The organism is Limnothrix sp. HT2024, assembly GCF_059138625.1.
Genome location: NZ_CM181121.1, coordinates 2160001 through 2182475 on the forward strand (window position 1 = coordinate 2160001; position 22475 = coordinate 2182475).

Sequence of the window (22475 nt, forward strand, 5' to 3'; positions counted from 1 at the left end):
AGGGCGTGATTGCTGGGCTGCCGATCGCGGGGCGTGTTTTCCAATTACTGGACGATCGGGTGGTTTGGAATACCGAGGTAGAGGAAGGTGCTGCTTGTGTACCTGGGCAATTGCTGGCGCAGGTGTCGGGACCACTGGAAGCACTCCTCAGCGGCGAGCGGGTGGCGTTGAATTTGGTGATGCGCTTGAGTGGGGTGGCAACGCTGGCTAGTCAGTATGTGGAGCAACTGACTGGACTTCCCACGCAGTTAGCGGATACGAGGAAGACGATTCCAGGGTTAAGGATTTTGGAGAAATATGCGGCTCAGGTTGGAGGTGCGGTCAATCACCGCATGGGACTGGATGATGCGGTGATGTTGAAGGATAACCACCTGGCGGCGGCTGGTGGGGTGACGGTGGCGGTGGAACATGTTCGATCGCTCTGTCCCTATCCCTTGACGATCGAGGTAGAAACGGAATCCCTGGCGCAAGTGGCAGAGGCGATCACAGCGGGGGTAGACATCATCATGTTGGACAACATGCCACTGGCGATGATGCGGGAGGCGGTGGCCATGATTCGCGCCAAGGCTCCTCATGTCAAAATTGAGGCTTCGGGCAATGTTTCGCTGGCTACGGTGCGATCGATCGCGCAAACCGGCGTGGATTACGTTTCCACCAGTGCGCCAATGACCCAATCCCGCTGGCTGGACATTAGTATGCGTATCCAGAACACTGACACCCAGTAGACCGCTGACATCACCCCTAACATCCATTCAGCCCTGCTCTTCAGCTCTGCTCTGCTCTGAAGTAGTCCATGGGCAACTGGATCAAACTGGACTAACAGGCAGCGTAATCGATGCAACCTATGGCAACCGATACGGAGCAAGCTACATAAAGCCACGCTTACCGCTGGGCATGATGGTCATCCAGTTGGTTTTAGCAACCGCCAACTGCTCTTCGTCAATCTTGGCCCCGGTCAGGTTCGCGCCACAGAAGTTAGCCCCTGAAAGATTGGCATTCGTAAAATTGGCGTAGCTGAGGTCGGCTTTGCGAAAGTCGGCCTTGGCTAAATTCGCCGTATGGAAATAGGCGCGAATGAGCTGGGCCCCGCGTAAGTTAGCCTCTAGCAAGCTGGCCTTGGCGAAGTTTGCTTCCGTTAAATTCGATCCCTGCAAGTTTGTCTTATCGAGCTTTGACTCTCGAAAAATACAGCCGGATAGGTTGACGTTCGGCAGTTCTCCACGACTGATGTTGTGGGCGGCGAAATCCCGGCGGCCTTTGGCGTAATAGGTTTGCACTTCATTACCCTTGAGCCATGGCATTGGGCCGCCGGCTTTGGGTTTGTTGCCGCCGCTCACCCGACCGCTGTTACCGGCTGCCCCCGATAAGGAGCTACCCGTGTTGAGACCGCCGGTTAATTCAGGGCGCGATCGACGGGCACGGATGGACTGGGCTAGACGGGAAGTGTTGTTGGCAACGGGCGGCCCACCAAAGTTCCCTCCCAAGGAAGGACGGGTTGGCTCGGTACTGACCGGTAGCGCCATACTCTGCGCCAAGTCGTCCATATAAGGCTCCAGGTCGAGGGCCCGCAGGATATCTTCGGAACGCTGATACCGGTTTTTGACGGCAATTTCCAGCATTTTTTTCAGCACATTGGCCAGGTGAGCGCTGATGTGGACGTATTTTTGCCACATCATTTCACCGGTAGTGGGGTGATAGTCCAAATCCTTGGGCGATCGCCCCGTTAGCAAATAAATGCAGGTTGCACCCAAGGCATAGATATCACTGGCATAAACAGGGCGCAGGGATAACTGTTCCGGTGGGGCATAGCCGGGGGTTCCCACCGACACCGCCGTCAAGGCCGTTTGGTCAGAGACGGGGCCCGTTTGCACCTGATCTTTTACCGCGCCAAAGTCAATGAGGACAAGCCGTTTATCCTGTTCCCGTCGAATGAGGTTATCCGGCTTGATATCTCGGTGAATCACCTTATTGGAATGGACGTATTGCAAAATGGGCAGGGCTTCGCTGAGAAATTGCCGAACAGCCGCTTCACTGTAGGGACCATTCTTTTTCACTTCACCCTTCAGGGTCATGCCATCCACAAATTCCTGAACAAGATAAAACTCCTTATCCCGTTCAAAAAAGTTCAGAAGTTGGGGAATTTGGGGATGATTGCCGATTTTGCCTAGGGTTTTGGCTTCCCGCTGGAAAAGATTCCGCGCCATTTCAAATACATGGGGTGCGGTGGTGGCGGGTCGTAATTGCTTAATGACGCACTTGGGGCTACCGGGCAGGGAGATATCTTCTGCCAAAAACGTCGCGCCAAACCCCCCCTGGCCAAGGGCGCGGAGGATGCGATAGCGATCGCCCAATAGCAACGATGAGCCGCAAGTTTGACAACGTTCGGCCTCGTCGGGATTTTCGGGGTGGGGACAGGCAGGGTTTAGGCAATAGCTCATCCGGCATCACCAAGGATTGCAGAGTCGATCCGGTTGCGGGGTCGATGCGTTGCAAGCCCGAGCAGCATCTTTCATCTCTACGATACCAAAGGCGCTCATCGTTGCACGGGTTTGAAGGAGTCGGGTGGTGGTGACTTTGATTGCTTAAGGATCGCTCTTGCGGATCAGCACCAACCATTCACAGACTCGGATAAAGCGTTAATTGGTAGCGTTTTTGGGATTCAGTGGCTAGGGCTGTTTACGTATTCTTTCGGAGCATACGAGTTATCAATGACACAGATAGATTTGGGATTGAGATCTGGGATGACAGATTAGCTTCATCCAAATTTCACACAACCTTGCCATTCACCATGCCATTGACGAAGGCGTGATTTGCCAAGAATCAGTCCACTTCGCTGGCCTAAATTCCGCCCCCGTTCGCCGGGTGGTGATGACTGATGGCAAGCGAAGAAAGGGTTGTGATGCTGATTTTGATCGGGCGGGATCCCACAGCCCCTCGGAAAATCAGCCCTTGGCCCAACCAAGAGCGCTAAGATAGTCCCTTGGCAAACTGCCCTCCGTCTTGGGTGATGGGGTTGGTCGGTTCCCGGAATATCAATTTCCGAAGGGTTGTCACCCCTCAGGGAATGGTGTGTTCGATTGTTCGAGTTGCTTAGATTTAGCAGCAATCACGCCTAGTTTCCGGGATGTTCCCCCAGCAGTATGCTCATCCGGGAGCAGTGATGCGCCTCTGACGTTCCTAGCCTACTGTGCTGCTGCGCCAATTGGCTGACCTTTCCGAACACTTTGTAGCTTTGTGGGTGACTTTTGTGGCTCAGGGTGGGTCGCTCAAGCACGCTCGATGATGCCTAAGGGGGGATACCCAACGGGAGATGGCCAGTGGATGGTGTCCCGTCGGGTTGGGTTAGCCCAGGTCTAGATACCAAGGTTTAGATACTAAGGTTTAGCGGCAGTGGGTTGGTTATGCGTTTGGGACTGGGATGGAACAAAACCACTACCGTTCTTCGGCTAGTACCACGCCACCTGAAGTATTCAATTCTCGATCGATAGACTGAATTCATGCGTATCTCTTTGAACTGGCTGCGTGAACTGGTCCCCTTCAACGCGACGGCGGAGCAGTTGGCCGAAACTCTGACCTTATCAGGGTTTGAGGTGGAATCCATCGAGGATTTGCGGGCGTTGGCTAATGGGGTGGTGGTGGGCAAAGTGCTCGATCGCCAGCAACATCCCAACGCCGATCGCCTGAGTGTTTGTACGGTGGATGTGGGTCAGGCGGAACCCTTAACAATTGTTTGCGGCGCGAAGAATGTGGCGACGGGGCAAACGGTGGCCGTGGCAACGGTGGGCACCTATCTGCCAGCGGTGGATTTGAAGCTGAAACCCACGAAGTTGCGGGGGGTTCCTTCGGCGGGCATGATTTGTTCCCTGAGTGAATTGGGTCTGACGAAGGAGTCGGAAGGGATCCACGTGTTTGCGGAGGGCGAGTCTCTGGCGGCGGGGATGGATGTGCGGCCGCTGTTGGGGCTGGATGATGTGATTTTGGATGTGACTTCAACGGCAAACCGGGCCGATGCATTGAGCATGGTGGGAATTGCCCGGGAGGTGGCGGCCCTGGTGGGGGGTGCGGTGACGCTGCCACCAACGACGGCCGCGTTGCCCGATCGCCTGGGATCGGGGGTGACGGTGCGGGTTAGCGAATCCAAGGCCTGTCCGGCCTATGTGGGGACGGTGATTGAGGGCGTGACGATCGGCCCGTCGCCGGATTGGTTGCAGCGCCGCTTACAGTCGGCGGGCGTGCGGCCGATTAGCAATGTGGTGGATGTGACCAACTGGGTGATGTTGGAGTGGGGTCAGCCGCTCCATGCCTTTGATCGCGATCGACTGCAAGGGGTCTGCGGTGGTTCGGAGTTGGCGATCGGGGTGCGCTATGGCCGGGCGGGCGAAACGCTGAAAACCCTGGATGGTCAGGAGCGATCGCTCTCGCCCCAGGCGCTGTTGATTACGGGGAACGATCGCCCGATCGCCCTGGCCGGCGTGATGGGTGGCGAGGAAACGGAGGTGGATAGCAGCACGACCAATTTGCTGTTGGAAGCGGCCCTGTTTGAACCGGCCGCCGTACGCCGATCGGCTCGCTCGATCGGGATTCGCACGGAGGCTTCCACCCGCTATGAACGGGGCACCAATCAGGTGGAATTTGGTTTGGCCCTGCAACGGGCGATCGATCTGATTCTGCAATTGGCGGGTGGGCAAGTGGTGGCCCGCGACCAGGCCGATGCGCGTCCGCCCCTGGAAACCTTCAGCCGCACCCTGAATTTACGGCTCGATCGCTTGCACCAAATCCTGGGGCCCCTGCAACCGCCCGAGGGTGAAAAGATTGATGAAGCTAGCGACCTGCGCGACTTTGTGCCCGCCGAGGCCGTGGAACAAATCCTGAGCAGCTTGGGTTGCCAACTGCGGGTGACCACCGCCGGAACCCCCGAAGGTAGCGGCCGCGAGTGGGAAGTAATCGTGCCGCCCTATCGCTATCGAGACCTAGAACGGGAAATTGACCTGATTGAAGAAGTGGCTCGCCTGTTTGGCTACAACCGCTTTTCGAGCACCCTGCCGCCCAAGAGCGAATTTGGCTGCTTGCCGCCAGATATTGCCCTGCTGCGTCAGATTCGGGAACTGTTTCGGGCGGAAGGCCTGACGGAACTGATGCACTATTCCCTATGCAAGCCAGCGGGCGGCCGCCAGGTAACCTTGGCCAATCCCCTTTACGCGGAATATTCGGCCCTGCGCACGGAGTTAATTTCCGGCCTCGTGGATGCCTATCAATACAACCTGGAACAGGGCAATGGTGGGCTAAATGGCTTTGAAATTGGCCGTGTGTTCTGGTCTGAGGAGGATGGACTGTTTGAGGCAGACAAGCTCGGCGGCATCCTGGGGGGCGATGCGCGGCGCGGCCGCTGGACGGCGGGCGGCAAGGAAACGCCCCTGAGTTGGTATGAGGCGAAGGGCATTTTAGAGGCGGTGTTCGATCGCCTGAATCTGTCGGTGGAATACCAGGCCGATCGCGCAGATGCTCGGCTCCATCCAGGGCGCACCGCTTCCCTGTGGCTGCGGGGCAACCGCCTAGGAACCTTTGGTCAACTGCACCCGGAGCTATGCCAGGCTCGGGATCTGCCCGCCGAGATTTATGTGTTTGAGCTAGATCTGGAAACGATCTACAAGGTGGCGATCGACGATGCACCGCCACAACCGAAGTTTGTGCCCTATGCCACCCTGCCTGCCAGTAGCCGCGATTTGGCCTTCTTTGCGCCAACCAAGGTGACCGTGGCCGAGCTGGAGCGCACCATGGCCAAGGCGGGTCGGCCCTTGCTGGAACAGGTGGAGCTGTTTGATGAATATCGGGGCGATCGGGTGCCGGAGGGGCAACGCAGTTTGGCCTTCCGCCTGCTCTATCGCAGTCCCGATCGCACCTTGACCGATGAGGATGTGGAACCGTTGCACCAAAAGGTGCGCGATGCCATTACCGAAAAGTTTGGGGCGACTCTCCGCAGCTAAAGATCAGGACTACCCACCCGCGGCCTAGCGCGATCGGGAGAGGGTGAGCAAACTGGCCACCCGATCCGCGATCGCCTGGCTCACCAACCCGTTGCCCAGCTCCGAGAGGTGAATGGAGTCGCGGAATAGTCCCGATCGGTTAGCCAGCCGCCAATCCGGTAAAAAATCCAGCAGTTCAATTCCCTCCTGGCGGGCAAACGCCACCAGCCGATCGCGGGCCTTGGCCTCGTAGTCACGCCCTTGGCCCGCCACCTCCCGCACCAGGGGTGTCATTGCCACCAAAAAATCCGCCTGATTTTCTTGGGCGAGGTCACGAATTTGGGCGATCGCAGCCAGATTAATTCCCACCCGATCGCCCGGTTCTGGGGGGCGATTCTGTAATTGAGGTGGCATTTGGGGTGGGCGCACCCGCTGCCACAGTTCCAGCCAAGCCAAGGGCGGTTCCCGATCGGGATAGTTGGGATCCAGGCCCACCGGCAATGAGGAGGGAGCCATCGCAAACAAATCATCGGTATTTAGCAGCAGCACCACCACCTGCGCCGAAAACGTGCCAAAACTTTGGAGATAGCCCAATTCATTGCGCGGGCCCCAGGAATTGGCCGAGGCATTTAAAACCTCGATCGGGCGATCGCGCACTTGGGCCGGCAATCGTTGCATCAGGCCCCGCTCCAACAGGGCCCCCATGGTGGCCCCATCATCCGTCCACCAGCCCCCATTGGCGATGGAGTCCCCCAACAGCAACACCCGCGTGGTTCCCTCTCGCAGGGCCGGGCCGCGCATGGAATAAGCATTCACCGTAATCCGGTTGCCAAAGCGCCGAATTTGCCGATCGGGCTTCAGTCGATACCCCGTGTGGGGATCAGCCACATATAGCGGTGGGTGGCCAAAACCAAACCCCCACCGCAAAACACCCTCCCCAATTGCAAATAGGGCGATCGCCCCGAAGCATCCCCACAGGAGCCACTGTGCCAAAACCATCCTCAACTCCTCAGCCGATAACCACGATCCCCAATTCATGGATCACCCCCGATCCCCCAGTTTCTTCGCATCCTCCGAGCATCGATCGCCCACCCCATTCACCTCAAACCGGGGACGATCGAGGACTGCAAGCAAGTCATCAAATCGGACTATAGACATGTCATCAAAGCAGAATAGTCCCACCCCGCTGCTGAATTAGGCGGCCGTTTTCTGTCCGGACTCGCTAAAATCAGTACCGGAAATTTTTACGATTTCGTTTGGCTCCTAGCCCCCATTCAGCAGCGATCGACCGAGCGATCGAGCGCCCGTCCCCTCGCCGGGGCCCGCAACTCCTCGATTTTGTCACCGGCCGATCTCCCCGGGCGAGCTACTTCAATCTTTCGCAACTCTTTCGCAACCCCCACAAGATCATGTCAGACCTCGATCGCGGCATTATGAAATTCAAGGGAGCCGATAGCCCCGTGGCGATCGCTCTCTCTGCCACCTTCATCCTGGGCGGCATCGTAGCCCTGATTGTTTGGGCGCTACAATCCGCCTACAGCCTGAGCTAGTACCATTTAGCCCTAGAACTATCAGCCCATACAACACAAAACCAGCAGCCAGAAACGGCCGCTGGTTTTTGGTTATTTTGGATGCTTTCTGATTTTGGTTGAGGATGGCGGGCCCGAGGCGATCGCCTAACCCACCCGGGTGCTACACAGGCGTGTTTTTCAGGGGCATCCAACGCAGGGCCCGATCGCCCCCCATTTCCACCACCACCTTCACGCGGGGATCCAGCTTCGGCAGAGCGCAAAGAAACTCAATTTCCTGGCGCGAGAGCACAAACCCTTCCAGAATCCAAATCAGCAAGCCCTTGGAACGGGGCGACAGGCCCGTAAGCTGCGTTTCAATGATGGGCGGAATGAAATACGTCTGAATGTCTCTCTTGCCCAAGTGGGCGGGACGAACCCCATGCACCCCAGTCAAGTAAGTATTCGGGTCGCCTAAGCCACGCGCCGTCAGTTTCACGGCGGTGTAACCATTGGCTCGGATGCGGCGAATATAGCGACCTTCGTAGCCCCCTTCCAAGGGCGCATAGAAGGCTAAAGCGCCGTGGGTTTCGAGATCGCGCACCAGGCGCTTACCGTCTGCGAAAAGCGAGAAGACACTATCTTGCAGGGCTACCATAAGCGTTTGCGCGATCGCGCGGAATGCTGGACTAGAGCGATCGACCCCAAACCATTACGGGCTGGTCGATGACCCTAGGCAATCTTACTACGCCCGTTTCAACCACAGGCGTTCGATCGGGCGGGAAATCGATTGCTTTTGATCATGAGTCCGATAGCGATTCGATCGAGCCGCTCGGCCAGCGCTGCCCTGGAAGCTCGATCGAGGCGTTGGGAACTAACAGCTCGATCGGTTTGCGTCAGGGTTGATCGATTGCCAGTTTTGCCAAAGATGCTGATTGAAACTGCCCACTGAACAGTTAATGAATTCGTTATTTAATTAATCCTGCGATTTCGCTTCCACGCAACTAACCAGGATGCCAAAGAGCCGATCGAGCGGTTCGATCGCGTATTCCCGCAAATCAATCAGCGCTTGATCACCCCGAAATTCCAGAAACTTCCATAAGGAGCCGGTAGTGACCACGCCATAGAGGGGCGATTGTGGATTTCCCCGTTGCCGATTGAAGCGATCGGCGGCAATCAACTCGGCGCTACTGTGGAGAAAGTTTCTAGTCAACTCGAAACAACACGGGATAGTCTCTAAAAATGCAATCAGCGATTCTCAAGAAGCTTGAGCAACTTCCACAACCTTTGCAACTGGAGGTTTTGCATTACATCGAATTTTTGCTAGAGAAGTATGCTCAACAGCCTGCTACACCAGCACCCGCTAAAAAACGCAAAGCAGGTTTATTAAAGGGCAAAATCTGGATAGCTGATGATTTTGATGCTCCATTAGAAGATCTCAGAGACTACGTGTAATGTTGCTAGATACTCACACACGGTTCTAAACTAAAATTGGTACTAATCAAAGAGAAAACTTCGTTCTGTTAATTCTGAGGTCAGGCTATGAATGCTCAACTGATGATTAAACCGTCATCTTTCATTGACTCTGGTATTCAGATCAAATCAGTTCGAGAGCTGTTTTTATTTGAATTTAGCGAATGCTTACAAGAACGATTAGAAAGCCTCAACGAAAAACAGCGAGAAGCATTATTAACATCTGATGAAACAGTTGAATTGGCTGGAATTTTAGAGTTAGATCGAATCTTTACGCTGCTCAATGCCAAGATCATTGCTGAGTAGCCCGTAGACTTGGAGATATCCACCTACTAACTGCTTCACAGCACCTGCGATATGGCAGGCTAATTATTTTCAGTAACGTCTACAAGTCTGATTGAGAACTAATAATCTTGCGAATCTCCTCTTCGGTGAGTGGTCGATCACCTTCACGTCCTATGCAGTTCTGGATATAGGGGCTAAACATAGGATGAATTTTGATGTAAGTATCAGATCCAAATACGTCTGGCATGATTTCTTCTGTAGATTCTTGATAAATTCTAGATTTTTTCTGAATACATATAACTCCAAGTTTATACAGTAATTCAAAAATAGGACGTGGCTCACCAAGGTTGCTAAAATTTTCCGAAAACCATTTTAATGGTACTCGCTTCTGATAATTTTTAGCTGAAATTTTGATTTGAACTTTTGACAACAAAAGCTGGAACTCTTTAGCCAAAAATCCACTTTCAATCTTTGAAATACTGGCAAAACCAGCGATTTCATCTAGTAAAGTCTCAATTTCAGGATATATACTTTTCCATTCGTCATTCAGAGCACGAACGCGATCAATTGAATACTCTATAAACACAGAGCTAACATGGCAATCTCGAACAACTTCTGAACCTTTACTATTTGCCTCTTTGATGACTTTATTGCAAAAATCTAGCAAATCTCGTGGACGGTTTAAAGTTTTTGAGATCATATACTTAATAAGTGGAGTTCCATCAATTTCACCAACAAAAAATGTGCTTAAAAATTGAACGTCATTAACGCCAAAGATTGACATGATTCTCCGTGACAGCATTTGCTCTAGCAAATTATCTGTCCAGGAGACCTCAATCATCTGATCTCGCTGCTTTTCACGTTGATGTACTTTCAAGCCGTCAAAAATATCAGTTCTCAAAGCAACAATTGGCTTAAAGTTTTCCTGATGCAAGTATTCTTGGAGAATTGAAAACAAACTAGATATTAGACGTTGTTGAGAGATACTTTCTGGATCCCAACCAATATCTAAGTCATCAATTAAGATATAAGCTTTATTCTTTCCGAGAACACCCGAGAGCTTTTCACGTACAAAAACTCTCGCTTCATTTAAAACTTGATTCGATTTCTGAGCGGAGGTTCGAGACTTTTCGCTGAAAATATCTTTGGGATCAATATCAGCTTTCACAGTTGCCCCAACAACCTTTTGGGAAATGCTCAGTTTCACCGTTCTAACAAGCTTGTTAAACAGCTCTGAGATGGTCATTGTGTAAAGTTTGTCAGGAGATATTTTTTTAATGAATTCGTAGATTTCTTGATCCCGGTCTGTGAATAGCTTAAAATTCTGAATGTCTGGATCAGGATACTTACTTTTCAGAAGATTGATCACGATTGCGTAGTGCCAAGCAAGCTTAAAGATGATACTTTCATCTTCAGGAGAGATGTCTCCAAGTTCTTTTTTGGATTCCAATATGATTCGATCTAGATCATCTTCTCCCTTATCGATGAAGGCATAGTAGAAATTATTTTCAATGCACTCATGCTTGATTTTCTGAATAATTGCACTTTTTCCCGATCCTGTTCTTCCGAGGAGGATATACTTTCGGCTTGAGAAGTCTTCTGCGAGGCTAAGAGCTGAAATATCATCAATAAAATTGTCTATCAGCCCTTTGTCATCTTCTGCACTCAAGGCTCCAATACCCTCCATCGCCATTGACTTCATAGGGTTAATAGAGATTTCTTTTTTTCTTGTACTACGATTTCTTTTAGATCCCATTTTCTTCACGCCTTTAGAAAGTTGATAGTTTTATACTTTGAAGCCTTATCACATGAAGCGCCATGATTTTGTTCTCACAGAGCAAGATAGCTCAATTTTTCAGAGGATGCTGGTAGAAAGGAGATTCTTTGTGAAAGTTTACATTTTTATTTTGCGCTGATGTTTTGACGCATTGGTGTTGTGTTCGTTGCTTTCACGGTCAATGATCTAGGCATCAGGTGCATAACTTTTGCTGGTCTCGCCGATCGAGTAGGGTAGGGGTTCGATCGAGCGGTGAGGCGAATGCTCGAAACCGAATTACGAGAAACGCCGATCGCGCCGGCCTTGCCCGAGTTGTCGGCCGCGACGGGCTATGTGGAAGTGTTGGTGGACTGTCCCGGCGTGACCGAGGCCTACACCTACACGATCGGGGCAGACCAGGCGATCGGGCCCGGGGACGTGCTGACCGTGCCCTTTGGTGGGCGATCGGTTGGGGCGATCGCCCTGCGTTGTTGGGAGCAGTTGCCCGAGGGAATCGATCCCGATCGGCTGCGGGAAGTCGAAGGAGTCGTGGCCAGCGGTCTGTTTTCCCCCGACTATTGGCAACTGTTGGCGCAGGTCGCCGACTACTATTGCGCGTCGCTGATCCAGGTGGCGCGGGTGGCCCTGCCGCCGGGGGTGTTGGGGCGGGCACAACGGCGGGTGCGACTGGCAGACCCGCTCCCGGCTTCGGCGGCGGCGGGCGTGGCGGAAACCCTGCTGAGTCCGATCGCCCTGCGGTTGTGGCAATGGCTGCGATCGCAGTCGGGGCGCGATTACAGTTGGCGCTTTCTGCAACAGAAATTTCCTGGGGGCGATCGGGGCTTGCGGGACTTGGTGCGGCGCGGCTGGCTGGTCAGCTATTTGGAATCGCCCAGCGCCCCGAAACCCAAGCGCCAACAGATGGCGATCTTGATTGGCGAAGGGGAACCGCTAACCCCGCGCCAACGGGAAATCATCGGAATTTTGCAGCGGCGCGGCGGGGAGCTGCTGGCTCAGGAGTTGATCGCCCTCGGGCGCACCAGCAGTGGCACCTTGCGATCGCTCGAAGAAAAGGGCTGGCTCATTTTGGAGGCGCGGGAAATTTTGCGCGGCGACCAGCACGACTCGGGCCAACGCGATCGCCCCAAAATCCTGACCCCGGCCCAAGCCACCGCCCTGGAAACGATCCACGGTTTGGAATCGGGCCAAACGGCCCTGCTGCACGGGGTGACGGGTTCCGGCAAAACGGAAGTTTATCTGCAAGCGATCGCCCCAGTGTTGGCGCGGGGTCAGTCGGCGTTGGTGCTGGTTCCTGAAATTGGTCTCACGCCGCAGCTAACCGATCGGTTTCGGGCGCGGTTCGGCTCCCAGGTTTGCGTTTACCACAGCGGCCTCTCGGACGGGGAGCGCTACGACACTTGGCGCAAAATGCTCGACGGCACGCCCCAAGTGGTGATTGGCACGCGATCGGCTGTGTTTGCGCCCCTGCCGAATTTGGGTCTGATGTTGCTCGATGAGGAGCATGATCCCAGCTTCAAGCAAGATTCCCCAACGCCCTGCTACCACGCCAGACAGGTAGCCCAGTGGCGATCGCGCTTGGTGGGTTGCCCGTTGGTGTTGGGGTCGGCCACGCCGTCGTTGGAAACCTGGACGAGCCAATCAGTCTATGTCTCCCTGCCCGATCGGGTGCATGGTCGCCCCCTGCCGCCGGTCGAGGTGGTGGATATGCGCCAGGAGTTGCGGGACGGCAATCGATCGATCTTTAGCCGATCGCTCCAAGGGGCGATCGATGAGGCGATCGCCGCCGGCCGCCAAGGAATCCTATTTGTGCAACGGCGGGGCCACAGCACCTTCGTCTCCTGTCGCAGTTGTGGCCATGTGATGATGTGCCCCCATTGCGATGTGTCCCTGTCGTTTCACCACCAACGGGAAACGGCGCAACCCCTGCTGCGCTGCCACTTTTGCGGCTTTGGGCAACTGCACCCGCCCGCCTGTCCCGCCTGTGGGTCGCCCTACCTGAAGCATTTCGGCAGCGGCACGCAGCGGGTGGTGCGGGAACTGGAGCGGCAATGGCCCGACCTGCGAATTTTGCGCTACGACAGCGACACGACCCGCACCAAGGATGCCCACCGGATTTTGCTCGATCGCTTTGCCCGAGGCGAGGCGGATTTGCTGGTGGGAACGCAAATGCTGACCAAGGGGATTGATCTGCCGCAGGTGACACTGGTGGGAGCGATCGCCGCCGATGGGTTACTGAATCTGTCCGATGTGCGGGCCGGCGAGCGGGCGGTGCAAACCCTGTTGCAGGTGGCGGGGCGGGCCGGCCGCGGCGAGGAACCAGGGCGGGTGATTTTGCAAACCTACAGCCCCGAACACCCGGCGATCGGGGCGGTTGCCAATTACGACTATCCCCGCTTTTTGGAGCAGGAACGGGAGATGCGGGCGGCGCTCAACTATCCGCCCGTGGGACAACTAATCCTGGTGCGGCTGAGTGGCCCCGATGAGGCGGCGGTGGGGCGCAGTGCCGAGCAGGTGGCGGCGCTATTGGAAACGGGTCGGGGCGATCGCGCCTTCGATCTATTGGGGCCGGAGCGGGCGCAAGTGGGGCGAATTGCCAATCGATTCCGCTGGCAACTGCTGATCCGGATTCCCCCCGAGGGCGATCGCCCGGCCAATTTGCTGGAGGTGCGATCGGCTTGCTTACCGGGTGTCAGCCTGACGATCGATGTGGATCCCCTGAATTTTTTGTAGGCGAAAAGGGGGCGATCGACTTGCTCCGCTCCCATCAAAATCGCGACAATAGCAATAGTTGTTTTATTCCCCTTGGGGCGATCGTCATGTCTATTCTGAATTATTGACTCAACTTAAAGACTTTTCAGTAGGTTGGGTAGAGCTTGCGAAACCCACCTCGATCAATGCCACATAGATATTCTGTTGGGTTTCGTGCCTCAACCCAACCGACCCAAGATGCAGTAGTTAATTACCATTTTTTTGGAGTAATTCACGATGGTTGCTACACCCGTTCAGCCTATTTCTAGTCTGCCCAAGCAAACGGAGGATGACTATTTTGCACTAGACACTCGCTCCGAACAACGTCACGATTACGATCAAGGAATCATCACTCCCATGGCCGGCGGCACACCAACTCATAACCAAATTTCAGCTAATTTAATCGCCATTTTGACATTTGCGCTGCGCCGTCAGCCTTACCGAGCTTTTGTAGCAGATCAACGGTTGTGGATTCCCGAGGTCGATCGCTACACCTATCCCGATGTGATGGTGACGCGCGATCCGTTGGAGTTGAAACCGGGTCGCAAGGATACCGTGATGAATCCGATTCTGTTGGCGGAGGTGCTGTCAAAATCAACTGAAGACTACGACATTGGCGATAAGTTTATGTCCTATCGCACGATTCCTGGCTTTGGGGAATATTTGGCGATTTCGCAAACTCGGCCACAGGTTGCCCATTACGTAAAACACGATCGAGGCTGGTTATTAAATGATGCGATCGGGTTAGAAGCCAGCTTAAAATTGGAGTCGATCGCCCTAGAAATTGCCCTAGCCGACTTATACGACAAAGTGGAATTTTCAGAATAATTCAACAGATTCCACCATCCCATCGATCAAATGCAATTAATCCTAGTTCGCAGCATTTGATCGTTCACAACCTTAGAGAAACTTCTGAATATGTGGCCCAACGCGCTTCTCAAGCAGTGCAATCAGTGCTGGATCCATATATTGGAATTGATCTGGGATGTCTAGCGATATGATTCTTTTGCCATTGAGAGACGAACGAAATCGCTGTTGAATTTTAGTTTTATGTTTCGTCTCCATCACAAAGATCACGTCTGCCCATGCAATCAGCTCCCGATCGAGTGGATTGTTCGCTGATTGGTGAATTCCCGCCGACAAACAATCTAACTGATCAAATCTCGAAAAAATTGCTTCAGCAGTTGGGCTTCTCAGCTTATTTTGCGCACAAACAAACAAGATTTTTGGCATTGTCCAGAGATCAGTTATGGTCAAGTTAATGACTTCATGATAACGATCCAAAAGCCACAATTTTCGTAGGGGCGCATGGCGATGCGCCCTCCGATACGCAAGATCCCGAAATCCAAGAATTATCGTTTGAATCGATCACCTCTGGCGGAGGGCGTACGGCGGTACGCCCCTACGGGGGATGATTTCTGGGAATATTATTGGGGTGTAGGGAATCGGTTGACCAGGATCGCGGATTATTTTCAATATAGTCCCGAATATGGTTCAGCATTCGATCGTCCCGCACGATCGACTCATAATAATTTCGCTGCCAAACCGGTGTGCCTGGAGCGTTCCGATGTTGGTTGATGCGTTTGGTGGTCACTGCTTTGAAACCGGCAATTACAGATCCCAGCGATCGCGCCGGCCGCCTCAACTGACTTTTGCCCAGCATACTGTCATCAACCGGTTTGCTCTCATTACTCGGTGATTGTATCTGCACGATCGGGCGATCAAACCACAACAACCCATGGAAGTGATTGGGCATGATCACCCAAGCATCCGGCTTTAATTCATCCCGAATTTCAAAACTTCGTAACCATTCATTCCTGACGATCATTCCCAATTCGTTCAGAACGGTTTTGTCCTGTGAGATTGTTCCAAATAAACATTCCCGTTGATAACAACAAAGCGTCACGAAATAAACGGCTGACTGCGAATAATCAAATCCCTTTAATCGAATTGATCGCCTATGATGAATCGCCGGGTTGTACGCCATCTTTCAACGCCCGATCAACACAATTTCCAATCCAAAAACCACCATTCTCCATAGGGGCGCATCGCCATGCGCCCTCCGGTATGCAAGATCCCAAACCCCAAAGATCGCCGTTTCAATTGATCGGCCCTGCCGGAGGGCGTACGGCGGTACGCCCCTACCAGAATTGATGCGCCTAATTAACGACTTGCGCCGATCAGCACCTTCTCTTGGTCTTCCTTCGAGACCGATCGCCCTTGATCCTCAAAACCATCGATCTGATCGAAGTTGAGGTAGCGGTACAAATCGCCCGCCAGCGGATCGATCTTGCCCTTCACCACTTCCAGGTATTCCTCACGGCTGGGAATTCGACCCAACAGGGCACAGACCGCCGCCAACTCCGCCGAGCCAAGGTAGACTTGCGCCCCCTTGCCCATCCGGTTGTTGAAGTTGCGCGTTGAGGTCGAAAACACGGTGGTGTTGTCTTCCACGCGAGCTTGGTTGCCCATGCAGAGGGAACAACCGGGCATTTCCAACCGACAACCGGCCGCCTCAAAGATCTCGTAGTAGCCTTCCTGACGCAGCATTTCTTCGTCCATCCGCGTCGGCGGGCAGATCCAGAGGCGGGCCTTGGCTTTGCCGGCCCCTTCGAGCACTTTGGCGGCGGCGCGGAAGTGACCGATATTGGTCATGCAGGAACCGATGAACACCTCTTGCACCGGGTCGCCCACGCAATCAGACAGGGTTTTGATGTTGTCCGGGTCGTTGGGCGCGGCCACCAGGGGTTCCACCAGTTGATCGAGATCCACTTCGATGATGTCGGCGTATTCCGCATCCGCATCGGCGGTCATCAACGATGGATTCGCCAACCAGGCTTCCATCTGGGCAATCCGGCGGGCGATCGTCCGGGCATCTTCGTAGCCCCGGGCGATCATGTTCTTCAGCAGGGTGACGTTCGATCGCAGGTATTCCGCCACGGTTTCCACGCTCAGGGCGATCGTGCAACCGGCAGCCGATCGCTCGGCCGTCGCATCGGTCAGCTCAAAGGCCTGCTCCAGCTTCAGATCCGGCAGCCCTTCCATTTCAATGATCTTGCCGGAATAGATGTTCTGCTTGTTCTCCTTGGCGACGGTCAGCTTGCCTTGCTGAATTGCCACGTAGGGAATCGCGTTCACCACATCCCGCAGGGTCACGCCCGGTTGCAGGCTGCCCTTGAACCGCACTAGGATCGACTCGGGCATATCCAACGGCATCACGCCCAACGCCGCCGCAAAGGCCACCAACCCGGAACCGGCCGGGAAGGAAATGCCCAGCGGGAAACGGGTGTGGGAGTCGCCGCCCGTGCCCACCGTGTCCGGCAGCAGCATCCGGTTCAGCCAGGAGTGAATGATCCCGTCGCCGGGGCGCAGGGCCACGCCGCCACGCTGGGCGATGAAGTCCGGCAAGTTGGCGTGGGTTTCCAGATCCACCGGCTTCGGATAGGCCGCCGTGTGGCAGAAGCTTTGCATCACCAGATCAGCGCTGAACCCGAGGCAAGCCAACTCCTTCAGCTCGTCGCGGGTCATGGGGCCGGTGGTGTCCTGGGAACCCACGGTGGTCATGCGCGGTTCGCAAGACGTGCCGGGGCGCACACCGGGCAAACCGCAGGCCTTGCCGACCATCTTTTGGGCCAGGGTGAAGCCTTTGCCGGTGTCGGCGGGGGCGGCAGGGCGCACAAACAGGGTGCTGGGTTCCAGGCCGAGGGCTTCGCGGGTTTTATCCGTCAGGCTGCGACCGATCAGCAGCGGAATCCGACCGCCGGCCCGCACTTCATCAACGATCGTCTCGGGCTTCAGGCTAAAGGTGCTGATCACCTCGCCCGCTTCGTTCGTGATTTCGCCCTTGTAGGGATAGATCGTGATTACGTCGCCGGTGTTCAGTTGGGCCACGTCGCACTCGATCGGCAGGGCCCCCGAATCTTCCGCCGTGTTGAAGAAAATCGGCGCAATCTTGCCGCCCAAAATCACGCCGCCGGCCCGCTTGTTGGGGATGTGGGGAATGTCGTCGCCGATGTGCCACAACACGGAGTTGATCGCCGATTTGCGCGAAGACCCCGTACCGACCACATCACCCACATAGGCGATCGGGTGGCCCTTGGCCTTCAGCTCCGGCAACAGGCCCAGGGCTTCCGGCATCTTGGTTTCCAGCATCGCCAAGGCGTGCAGCGGAATATCGGGGCGGGTGGTGGCGTGGGTGGCGGGCGAGAGGTCGTCGGTATTGGTTTCGCCGGGCACTTTCAGCACCGTGACGGTGATCGCCTCGGCCAGTTTGGGGCGGCTGATGAACCAAGCAGCGTTGGCCCAAGCATCGATCGTCTGTTTGGCGTAGGGGTTGCGCTCCGACAGTTCCAGCACGTCGTTGAACGCATCAAAAGCCAAGGTGGTTTTGCTGAGGGCGGTGGCAGCGGCTTGGGCAATGCCCGCGTCCTTCGCTTTCAGCAAGTCCACGAGGGATTGCACGTTGTAGCCACCGACCATTTGCCCGAGGATGGCGACTGCGCCTTGGGGGGTGATCAGGGGACTGGTGGTGGTTCCTTTGGCGATCGCGGTCAAGAATGCCGCTTTCACATAGGCCGCCTCATCCACACCGGGGGGCACGCGATCGCACAGCAAGTGCATCAAAAATTCTTCTTCCCCGGCGGGTGGGGTTTCCAGTAGCTTACACAGGTCGCTGGTTTGGGCGGCATCGAGGGGCAAGGGGGGAATGCCCAGTTGACCGCGTTCTTCGACCTGTTGGCGATAAGCTTCGAGCATGGTGTGTTCTGTCTCCTGCGAGCGCTGTAGCGGTGATGCCGAGCATCGGCGATCGTGCTTAACAGTCTAGGATCGCAGGGGTCAGTTGCAAGCGGGCGATCGTCGTGAACGCTTGGGGCGATCCAGTGATGATCGGGTTGCTGAGTCCCTGCCTGGTCAATCTAGAAAAAGGTTGGCTAGGCTGTAATGATTCAGCCAGTCCCGCATACTCACCTAGCGTCATCAATGCTTGGTTAGTGTCAAGAGATCGGGCGCTGACTCACTCGGTTAGAGGCTTTTCGAATAGCGATGTCTACCGATCGACCCATATCCTATGAATCAGATTTTTATGGCTGGATTCAGCAGCAAACGGCGCTGTTGCGATCGCGGCAACTCAGCACCCTAGATATTGACAATATTATTGAGGAACTCGAAAGCTTGGGACGCTCTGAACGTCGCGCTTTATTGAGCCAAATCACCCGCCTCTATTTGCATCTCTTGAAATGGCACTATCAGGGCGATCGGCGATCGCGCTCTTGGTTGGTCAGTATTGTGGATGCTCGGCTCGAAATTCAGCGGCTGCTAGCGGATAATCCAAGTTTTAAACCCTGGCTACCAGAAGCGGCGATCGTTGCCTATGCCGATGCCCGTACCAAGGCGCAAGCGGAAACGGGTTTATCTGTGGAGACGTTCCCGATCGAGTTGCCCTTTGCGTGGGATCAGGCGATGACCCAGGAAGTCAAACTGGAAGACTGAGGATTGAGGGTCTATCTTCCCCGATCGCTGTGGCAGTGATACCGAACATGGGCGATCATAACTAACCGCCTACGATCGTGAGGAGTATTTCCTGGCACTGTAGCGGTTGCTCCACTCAATCAGCAGCGATATAGGCATAGAATAGCATTTGAGCCAGAATATCTGGTAAAAATCATAGCCATTGTCCAGCGCTCAGACGGAGAGTACAGAGAATGAAAAGTTTAAGATTGAAGAATTTTAGAAATTTATCAGACACCCAACATATTGAAATCAAGCCAATAACGCTCTTAATTGGTGGCAACGGATCAGGAAAAAGCTCATTCTTACGATTCATGCCACTTCTAAAGCAAAGCTACAAAATCTCTTCAGCAATTCCCATCGTTTGGTATGACAAAAACACGCTTGATTTTGGCAGCTTTCAGGAAGTCGTAACTGGGGGTGACACGAGCCAAGATATCTGTTTTTCGTTTTGTTTTGAGAGAGAATCACTTCAATACCTTTCTAGATCTGATTCAAGCTTCTATAATTTCATTAACCATCCACTTAGGTTGTTGAGGCAAGCAGATCTTCCAGACATAGCCTTATCCCTAGAAATTGCTTTGGATAAACAATTGGAAACTGAAAATGTAAGAAAACTCGAAATTTTTCTTGATGATCAACATGTTCTAATCGAATGCGAATCTTGTGGGGACTTAACTAAGTTCTTGGTTAACCATAGAGATATATTGACAGAGCTGGATACTCAATATAGGTGGAGACTTATCACTAGTGGAGGGCCTATTCCTGATCTGGTCTTCAATAGGAAGTTAGAAGAAGACGCAAACGAGGATACCGATTTTCTGGATCTTCATCCAGTTATGTCCCACTTTCTCGATAGAGAGTTTCGTTCTTTATTAACAAAAAAAATCAAGGAGACTTTAAATCTTCGCAGCAACACTAGGAACGAAACTTTGCAGTCTCTAGTTAATGGTTTTACAAAAAAAATGGGATCTCCTAGTGTTGTTCTAGAATCTTACAAGAAATTTGCCCTGGATTGGGATAAGAGACGAGGTTCAACTAAGCCAAAAAGCTGGAGGAATAAGATTATTAACTGGAATGAGAGTAGTGAGGGTTTTCAAATCATTAGAGATTTTGCTATTGCAGCTCAGACACCTTCAATTCTTAGAGTCTGTTCCTTATATCTCAGGTTCTTTTCTGAGAGGATTCTCTACCTTGCCCCCCTTCGAGCTACAGCGCAACGGTACTATCGTTATGACCCATCCATGGTTGATGAGGTTAATCCTAATGGAGATAATCTGGCTATGATTTTAAAAAGCCTCACCACCAAGGAAAAAGCTAACTTTTCAGAATGGACTAAAAAAAATTTTCACTTTACTGTTGATGTTGAAAGCAATGATCATCATGTCAGTATAAAAATTCAAGATGTGAAAGTCTCTAAAAAAATAAATCTTGCTGATACAGGGTCTGGCTTTGCTCAAATTTTACCGATAATTACTCAGCTATGGAGGGTTATAAATTCTGGACAAGTAGATCAAAATCGAATTTTTACTATCGCTATTGAGCAGCCAGAGTTACATCTGCATCCTAAGTTTCAGGGACTTCTAGTTGATGCTTTAATTAATTCAATATATGTAGCAAAGGCTAACAACATAAACTTGAAACTTGTTCTTGAAACTCATAGTCCAGTCTTTATCAATCGATTTGGTCATCAGATTGCCAACCACCTACTAAAATTTGACGATGTTAATGTAGTTATTTTTGAAAAAGATGAAGAAACAGGAAATGCAATTATCACAACAACTTCTTACGACGAGGATGGACTTTTAAAAGACTGGCCTATTGGCTTTTTAGAAGCAGATCTTGTTTAGAAAAATCAGGATTAATTTAGATGTTTATCCATCTCCATGAATCTCTGGCATCAGACGAGATTATTGAATCATACATAGACTCTTTTTCTAATATTGCTTTGGGCGCAATAGAGGGAAATCATATTATTTCAGGAGATCGAACTATTATTAAATTACTGGCAAAGTCAAAAGCCTTAGGGTCAAGAGAACGTGGAGTCTATTTTGATTTATATAACAAACTTCAAGATCTAAATTCAATTAGAAAGAAACTTAAAATTTATGCAAGAGTAGTAGAGCAAAATACAAGTTCTATCCATACAGAGAATTCTTCTGAAGTAGTATTGAATATTGCAGAATTTTCCCAGTCCTCTTTAATTCAGCCAACAAAGTTACTTGGTGAAAATTTAAGAGATGCAAGAGTTTATCGAAAAATAGCAGAGAGTTACCTTAGAGAAAAGGGATTAAGTTCATCAATAAGAATATGTTGTACTCCAGATGCAGGTGGCGGTGACACTATTGGACAAAAATTTCAGTGTGCTCAAATAGAGGAATCAGTATTCTGTTTGGGTATAGCAGATAGCGATAGACAAGCACCTACTATCGAGTCAGGACGCGGACTGGACGGATATGGTAGTACCGCAAAAGCATTGATTGATGCCCATCGTAGTAATCGTACGGTAAGATGTAGCACTTATATAATTCCAGTTCGAGATATAGAAAATCTATTTTTCTATGAGATTTATGAGCATTTTATCCTCATGAAGAAAAAAGATGACAAGAGACAACAATTATTGCTTTTCAAGGAGCTAGTAGATTTCCACAGCCAATATTCCTTTCAAAAACGAGAGCATCATATTCTATGGTATGCCGACATAAAAAATGGAACGAGACTTGGCAAGATTTTAATCAAGAAACCAGGTGATCAAATTTATCAATTCTGGATAGGCTATGCAACTTATCTATTCAAAAAATCAAAGCTATGCAGCATGAAATCAGAATGTATAAAAGAAAAAAAGTGCTTGAAGAATCCAGAGCACAAACCAATAAAAGAAGAGATCAATAAATGCGAGTGCTTTATAACTCCTGCCTTAGGAGAAATCCTTAAAGATGTTTCCGAATATTTTGTTCAGGAAGAGAAAGAGAGAAAAGAGACAACATTTACCGATTTACTAAGTTCTCCCTGTTTAGAAGATCCCATAGTAGGCAAGGTATGGGAGGAAATTGGTGAAAATGTCACAGCATGGTGTTGTTCTGTTGCACCAATTCGGACACTATCTGCAAACAGAAACCCTAATTCAATTCAGTAATCAACTTAAAACTTCCACCATAATTGAGTTATAGAGCAGGAGGAGGTTAATTATAGTGACGTGGCAAAGCCTGAGCA

18 protein-coding genes (1 of these 18 running past the window's edge) are annotated in these 22475 nt (G+C 52.2%); 10 read left to right on the forward strand and 8 right to left on the reverse strand.

The genetic code is table 11. From position 1 onward, the window contains the following. Positions 1-725: the 3' portion of a carboxylating nicotinate-nucleotide diphosphorylase gene (gene nadC, locus AC2IAX_RS08570; RefSeq protein WP_494390173.1), read on the forward strand. The gene continues 157 nt to the left of window position 1, outside the view; 725 of the gene's 882 nt are visible here — the last part of the coding sequence; the start codon falls outside the window, past its left edge; its stop codon occupies positions 723-725. Positions 726-866: 141 nt separating this feature from the next. Here nadC and AC2IAX_RS08575 read toward each other — a convergent pair whose 3' ends face one another. Next, positions 867-2438 (reverse strand): serine/threonine-protein kinase, encoded by a 1572-nt coding sequence (locus AC2IAX_RS08575; protein ID WP_494390174.1) that lies wholly within the window; start codon positions 2436-2438, stop codon positions 867-869. Positions 2439-3497: 1059 nt separating this feature from the next. Here AC2IAX_RS08575 and pheT point away from each other — a divergent pair. After that, positions 3498-5984: a phenylalanine--tRNA ligase subunit beta gene (gene pheT / locus AC2IAX_RS08580; RefSeq protein WP_494390175.1), complete on the forward strand. Its 2487-nt coding sequence runs from the start codon at positions 3498-3500 to the stop codon at positions 5982-5984. Positions 5985-6008: 24 nt separating this feature from the next. Here pheT and AC2IAX_RS08585 read toward each other — a convergent pair whose 3' ends face one another. Beyond that, the gene (locus tag AC2IAX_RS08585) at positions 6009-6962 is read right to left on the reverse strand and encodes an SGNH/GDSL hydrolase family protein (RefSeq protein ID WP_494390176.1); all 954 of its coding nucleotides are present in this window, start codon (positions 6960-6962) and stop codon (positions 6009-6011) included. Positions 6963-7219: 257 nt separating this feature from the next. Here AC2IAX_RS08585 and AC2IAX_RS08590 point away from each other — a divergent pair, with 257 nt between their 5' ends. Further along, positions 7220-7513 (forward strand): hypothetical protein, encoded by a 294-nt coding sequence (locus AC2IAX_RS08590; RefSeq protein WP_494390463.1) that lies wholly within the window; start codon positions 7220-7222, stop codon positions 7511-7513. 142 nt (positions 7514-7655) lie between these two features. Here AC2IAX_RS08590 and AC2IAX_RS08595 read toward each other — a convergent pair whose 3' ends face one another. Together AC2IAX_RS08595 and AC2IAX_RS08600 are read right to left on the reverse strand one after the other, a co-directional pair. Then, on the reverse strand, positions 7656-8129 hold the full coding sequence (locus AC2IAX_RS08595) for an NAD(P)H-quinone oxidoreductase subunit N (RefSeq protein ID WP_099531486.1): 474 nt from the start codon (positions 8127-8129) through the stop codon (positions 7656-7658). Between the two features lie 318 nt (positions 8130-8447). After that, a complete protein-coding gene (locus AC2IAX_RS08600) occupies positions 8448-8684 on the reverse strand; it encodes a hypothetical protein (RefSeq protein ID WP_494390177.1) in 237 nt (78 codons plus the stop codon). A gap of 29 nt (positions 8685-8713) precedes the next feature. On the opposite strand from AC2IAX_RS08600, the gene vapB reads away from it, so the two are divergent. Together vapB and AC2IAX_RS08610 are read left to right on the forward strand one after the other, a co-directional pair. Further along, positions 8714-8926 carry a type II toxin-antitoxin system VapB family antitoxin gene (gene vapB / locus AC2IAX_RS08605; protein ID WP_494390178.1) on the forward strand — a complete coding sequence of 71 codons (213 nt, stop codon included), beginning with the start codon at positions 8714-8716 and terminating at the stop codon, positions 8924-8926. Positions 8927-9013: 87 nt separating this feature from the next. Further along, positions 9014-9250 carry a hypothetical protein gene (locus AC2IAX_RS08610; RefSeq protein ID WP_494390179.1) on the forward strand — a complete coding sequence of 79 codons (237 nt, stop codon included), beginning with the start codon at positions 9014-9016 and terminating at the stop codon, positions 9248-9250. Positions 9251-9329: 79 nt separating this feature from the next. On the opposite strand, the gene AC2IAX_RS08615 is transcribed toward AC2IAX_RS08610, so the two are convergent. Further along, a complete protein-coding gene (locus AC2IAX_RS08615) occupies positions 9330-10985 on the reverse strand; it encodes a P-loop ATPase, Sll1717 family (protein WP_494390331.1) in 1656 nt (551 codons plus the stop codon). Between the two features lie 282 nt (positions 10986-11267). Here AC2IAX_RS08615 and priA point away from each other — a divergent pair, with 282 nt between their 5' ends. Beyond that, positions 11268-13736 carry a primosomal protein N' gene (gene priA / locus AC2IAX_RS08620; protein WP_494390180.1) on the forward strand — a complete coding sequence of 823 codons (2469 nt, stop codon included), beginning with the start codon at positions 11268-11270 and terminating at the stop codon, positions 13734-13736. Positions 13737-13991: 255 nt separating this feature from the next. After that, positions 13992-14582 carry a Uma2 family endonuclease gene (locus tag AC2IAX_RS08625; RefSeq protein ID WP_494390181.1) on the forward strand — a complete coding sequence of 197 codons (591 nt, stop codon included), beginning with the start codon at positions 13992-13994 and terminating at the stop codon, positions 14580-14582. 72 nt (positions 14583-14654) lie between these two features. Here the strand turns inward: AC2IAX_RS08625 and AC2IAX_RS08630 are convergent, their stop codons facing one another. From AC2IAX_RS08630 to acnB, 3 genes are all read right to left on the reverse strand, one after another. After that, complete coding sequence (locus AC2IAX_RS08630; RefSeq protein WP_494390332.1) at positions 14655-14987, reverse strand: low molecular weight protein tyrosine phosphatase family protein; 333 nt, start codon at positions 14985-14987, stop codon at positions 14655-14657. Positions 14988-15156: 169 nt separating this feature from the next. Beyond that, positions 15157-15582 (reverse strand): transposase, encoded by a 426-nt coding sequence (locus tag AC2IAX_RS08635; protein WP_494390182.1) that lies wholly within the window; start codon positions 15580-15582, stop codon positions 15157-15159. A gap of 335 nt (positions 15583-15917) precedes the next feature. Then, complete coding sequence (acnB, locus tag AC2IAX_RS08640; RefSeq protein WP_494390183.1) at positions 15918-18509, reverse strand: bifunctional aconitate hydratase 2/2-methylisocitrate dehydratase; 2592 nt, start codon at positions 18507-18509, stop codon at positions 15918-15920. A gap of 288 nt (positions 18510-18797) precedes the next feature. Here acnB and AC2IAX_RS08645 point away from each other — a divergent pair, with 288 nt between their 5' ends. The 3 genes from AC2IAX_RS08645 to AC2IAX_RS08655 all read left to right on the forward strand — a co-directional run bounded on the left by AC2IAX_RS08645 (position 18798) and on the right by AC2IAX_RS08655 (position 22398). Then, a complete protein-coding gene (locus AC2IAX_RS08645; protein ID WP_494390184.1) occupies positions 18798-19244 on the forward strand; it encodes a DUF29 domain-containing protein in 447 nt (148 codons plus the stop codon). Positions 19245-19456: 212 nt separating this feature from the next. Further along, positions 19457-21112, forward strand: a complete 1656-nt coding sequence (locus AC2IAX_RS08650; RefSeq protein ID WP_494390185.1) for an AAA family ATPase — start codon at positions 19457-19459, stop codon at positions 21110-21112. A 20-nt stretch (positions 21113-21132) separates the two neighbouring features. Continuing rightward, positions 21133-22398: a hypothetical protein gene (locus AC2IAX_RS08655; RefSeq protein ID WP_494390186.1), complete on the forward strand. Its 1266-nt coding sequence runs from the start codon at positions 21133-21135 to the stop codon at positions 22396-22398. Positions 22399-22475: the final 77 nt, after the last annotated feature.

Bases quoted from the DNA above. Each gene is read 5' to 3' on its own strand.
- AC2IAX_RS08575 (WP_494390174.1), bottom strand. From the start codon at position 2,438: ATGAGCTATTGCCTAAACCCTGCCTGTCCCCACCCCGAAAATCCCGAC.
- pheT (WP_494390175.1), top strand. From the start codon at position 3,498: ATGCGTATCTCTTTGAACTGGCTGCGTGAACTGGTCCCCTTCAACGCG.
- AC2IAX_RS08585 (WP_494390176.1), bottom strand. From the start codon at position 6,962: ATGGTTTTGGCACAGTGGCTCCTGTGGGGATGCTTCGGGGCGATCGCC.
- AC2IAX_RS08595 (WP_099531486.1), bottom strand. From the start codon at position 8,129: ATGGTAGCCCTGCAAGATAGTGTCTTCTCGCTTTTCGCAGACGGTAAG.
- vapB (WP_494390178.1), top strand. From the start codon at position 8,714: ATGCAATCAGCGATTCTCAAGAAGCTTGAGCAACTTCCACAACCTTTG.
- AC2IAX_RS08610 (WP_494390179.1), top strand. From the start codon at position 9,014: ATGAATGCTCAACTGATGATTAAACCGTCATCTTTCATTGACTCTGGT.
- AC2IAX_RS08615 (WP_494390331.1), bottom strand. From the start codon at position 10,985: ATGGGATCTAAAAGAAATCGTAGTACAAGAAAAAAAGAAATCTCTATT.
- priA (WP_494390180.1), top strand. From the start codon at position 11,268: ATGCTCGAAACCGAATTACGAGAAACGCCGATCGCGCCGGCCTTGCCC.
- AC2IAX_RS08625 (WP_494390181.1), top strand. From the start codon at position 13,992: ATGGTTGCTACACCCGTTCAGCCTATTTCTAGTCTGCCCAAGCAAACG.
- AC2IAX_RS08630 (WP_494390332.1), bottom strand. From the start codon at position 14,987: ATGCCAAAAATCTTGTTTGTTTGTGCGCAAAATAAGCTGAGAAGCCCA.
- AC2IAX_RS08635 (WP_494390182.1), bottom strand. From the start codon at position 15,582: ATGATCGTCAGGAATGAATGGTTACGAAGTTTTGAAATTCGGGATGAA.
- acnB (WP_494390183.1), bottom strand. From the start codon at position 18,509: ATGCTCGAAGCTTATCGCCAACAGGTCGAAGAACGCGGTCAACTGGGC.
- AC2IAX_RS08645 (WP_494390184.1), top strand. From the start codon at position 18,798: ATGTCTACCGATCGACCCATATCCTATGAATCAGATTTTTATGGCTGG.
- AC2IAX_RS08650 (WP_494390185.1), top strand. From the start codon at position 19,457: ATGAAAAGTTTAAGATTGAAGAATTTTAGAAATTTATCAGACACCCAA.
- AC2IAX_RS08655 (WP_494390186.1), top strand. From the start codon at position 21,133: ATGTTTATCCATCTCCATGAATCTCTGGCATCAGACGAGATTATTGAA.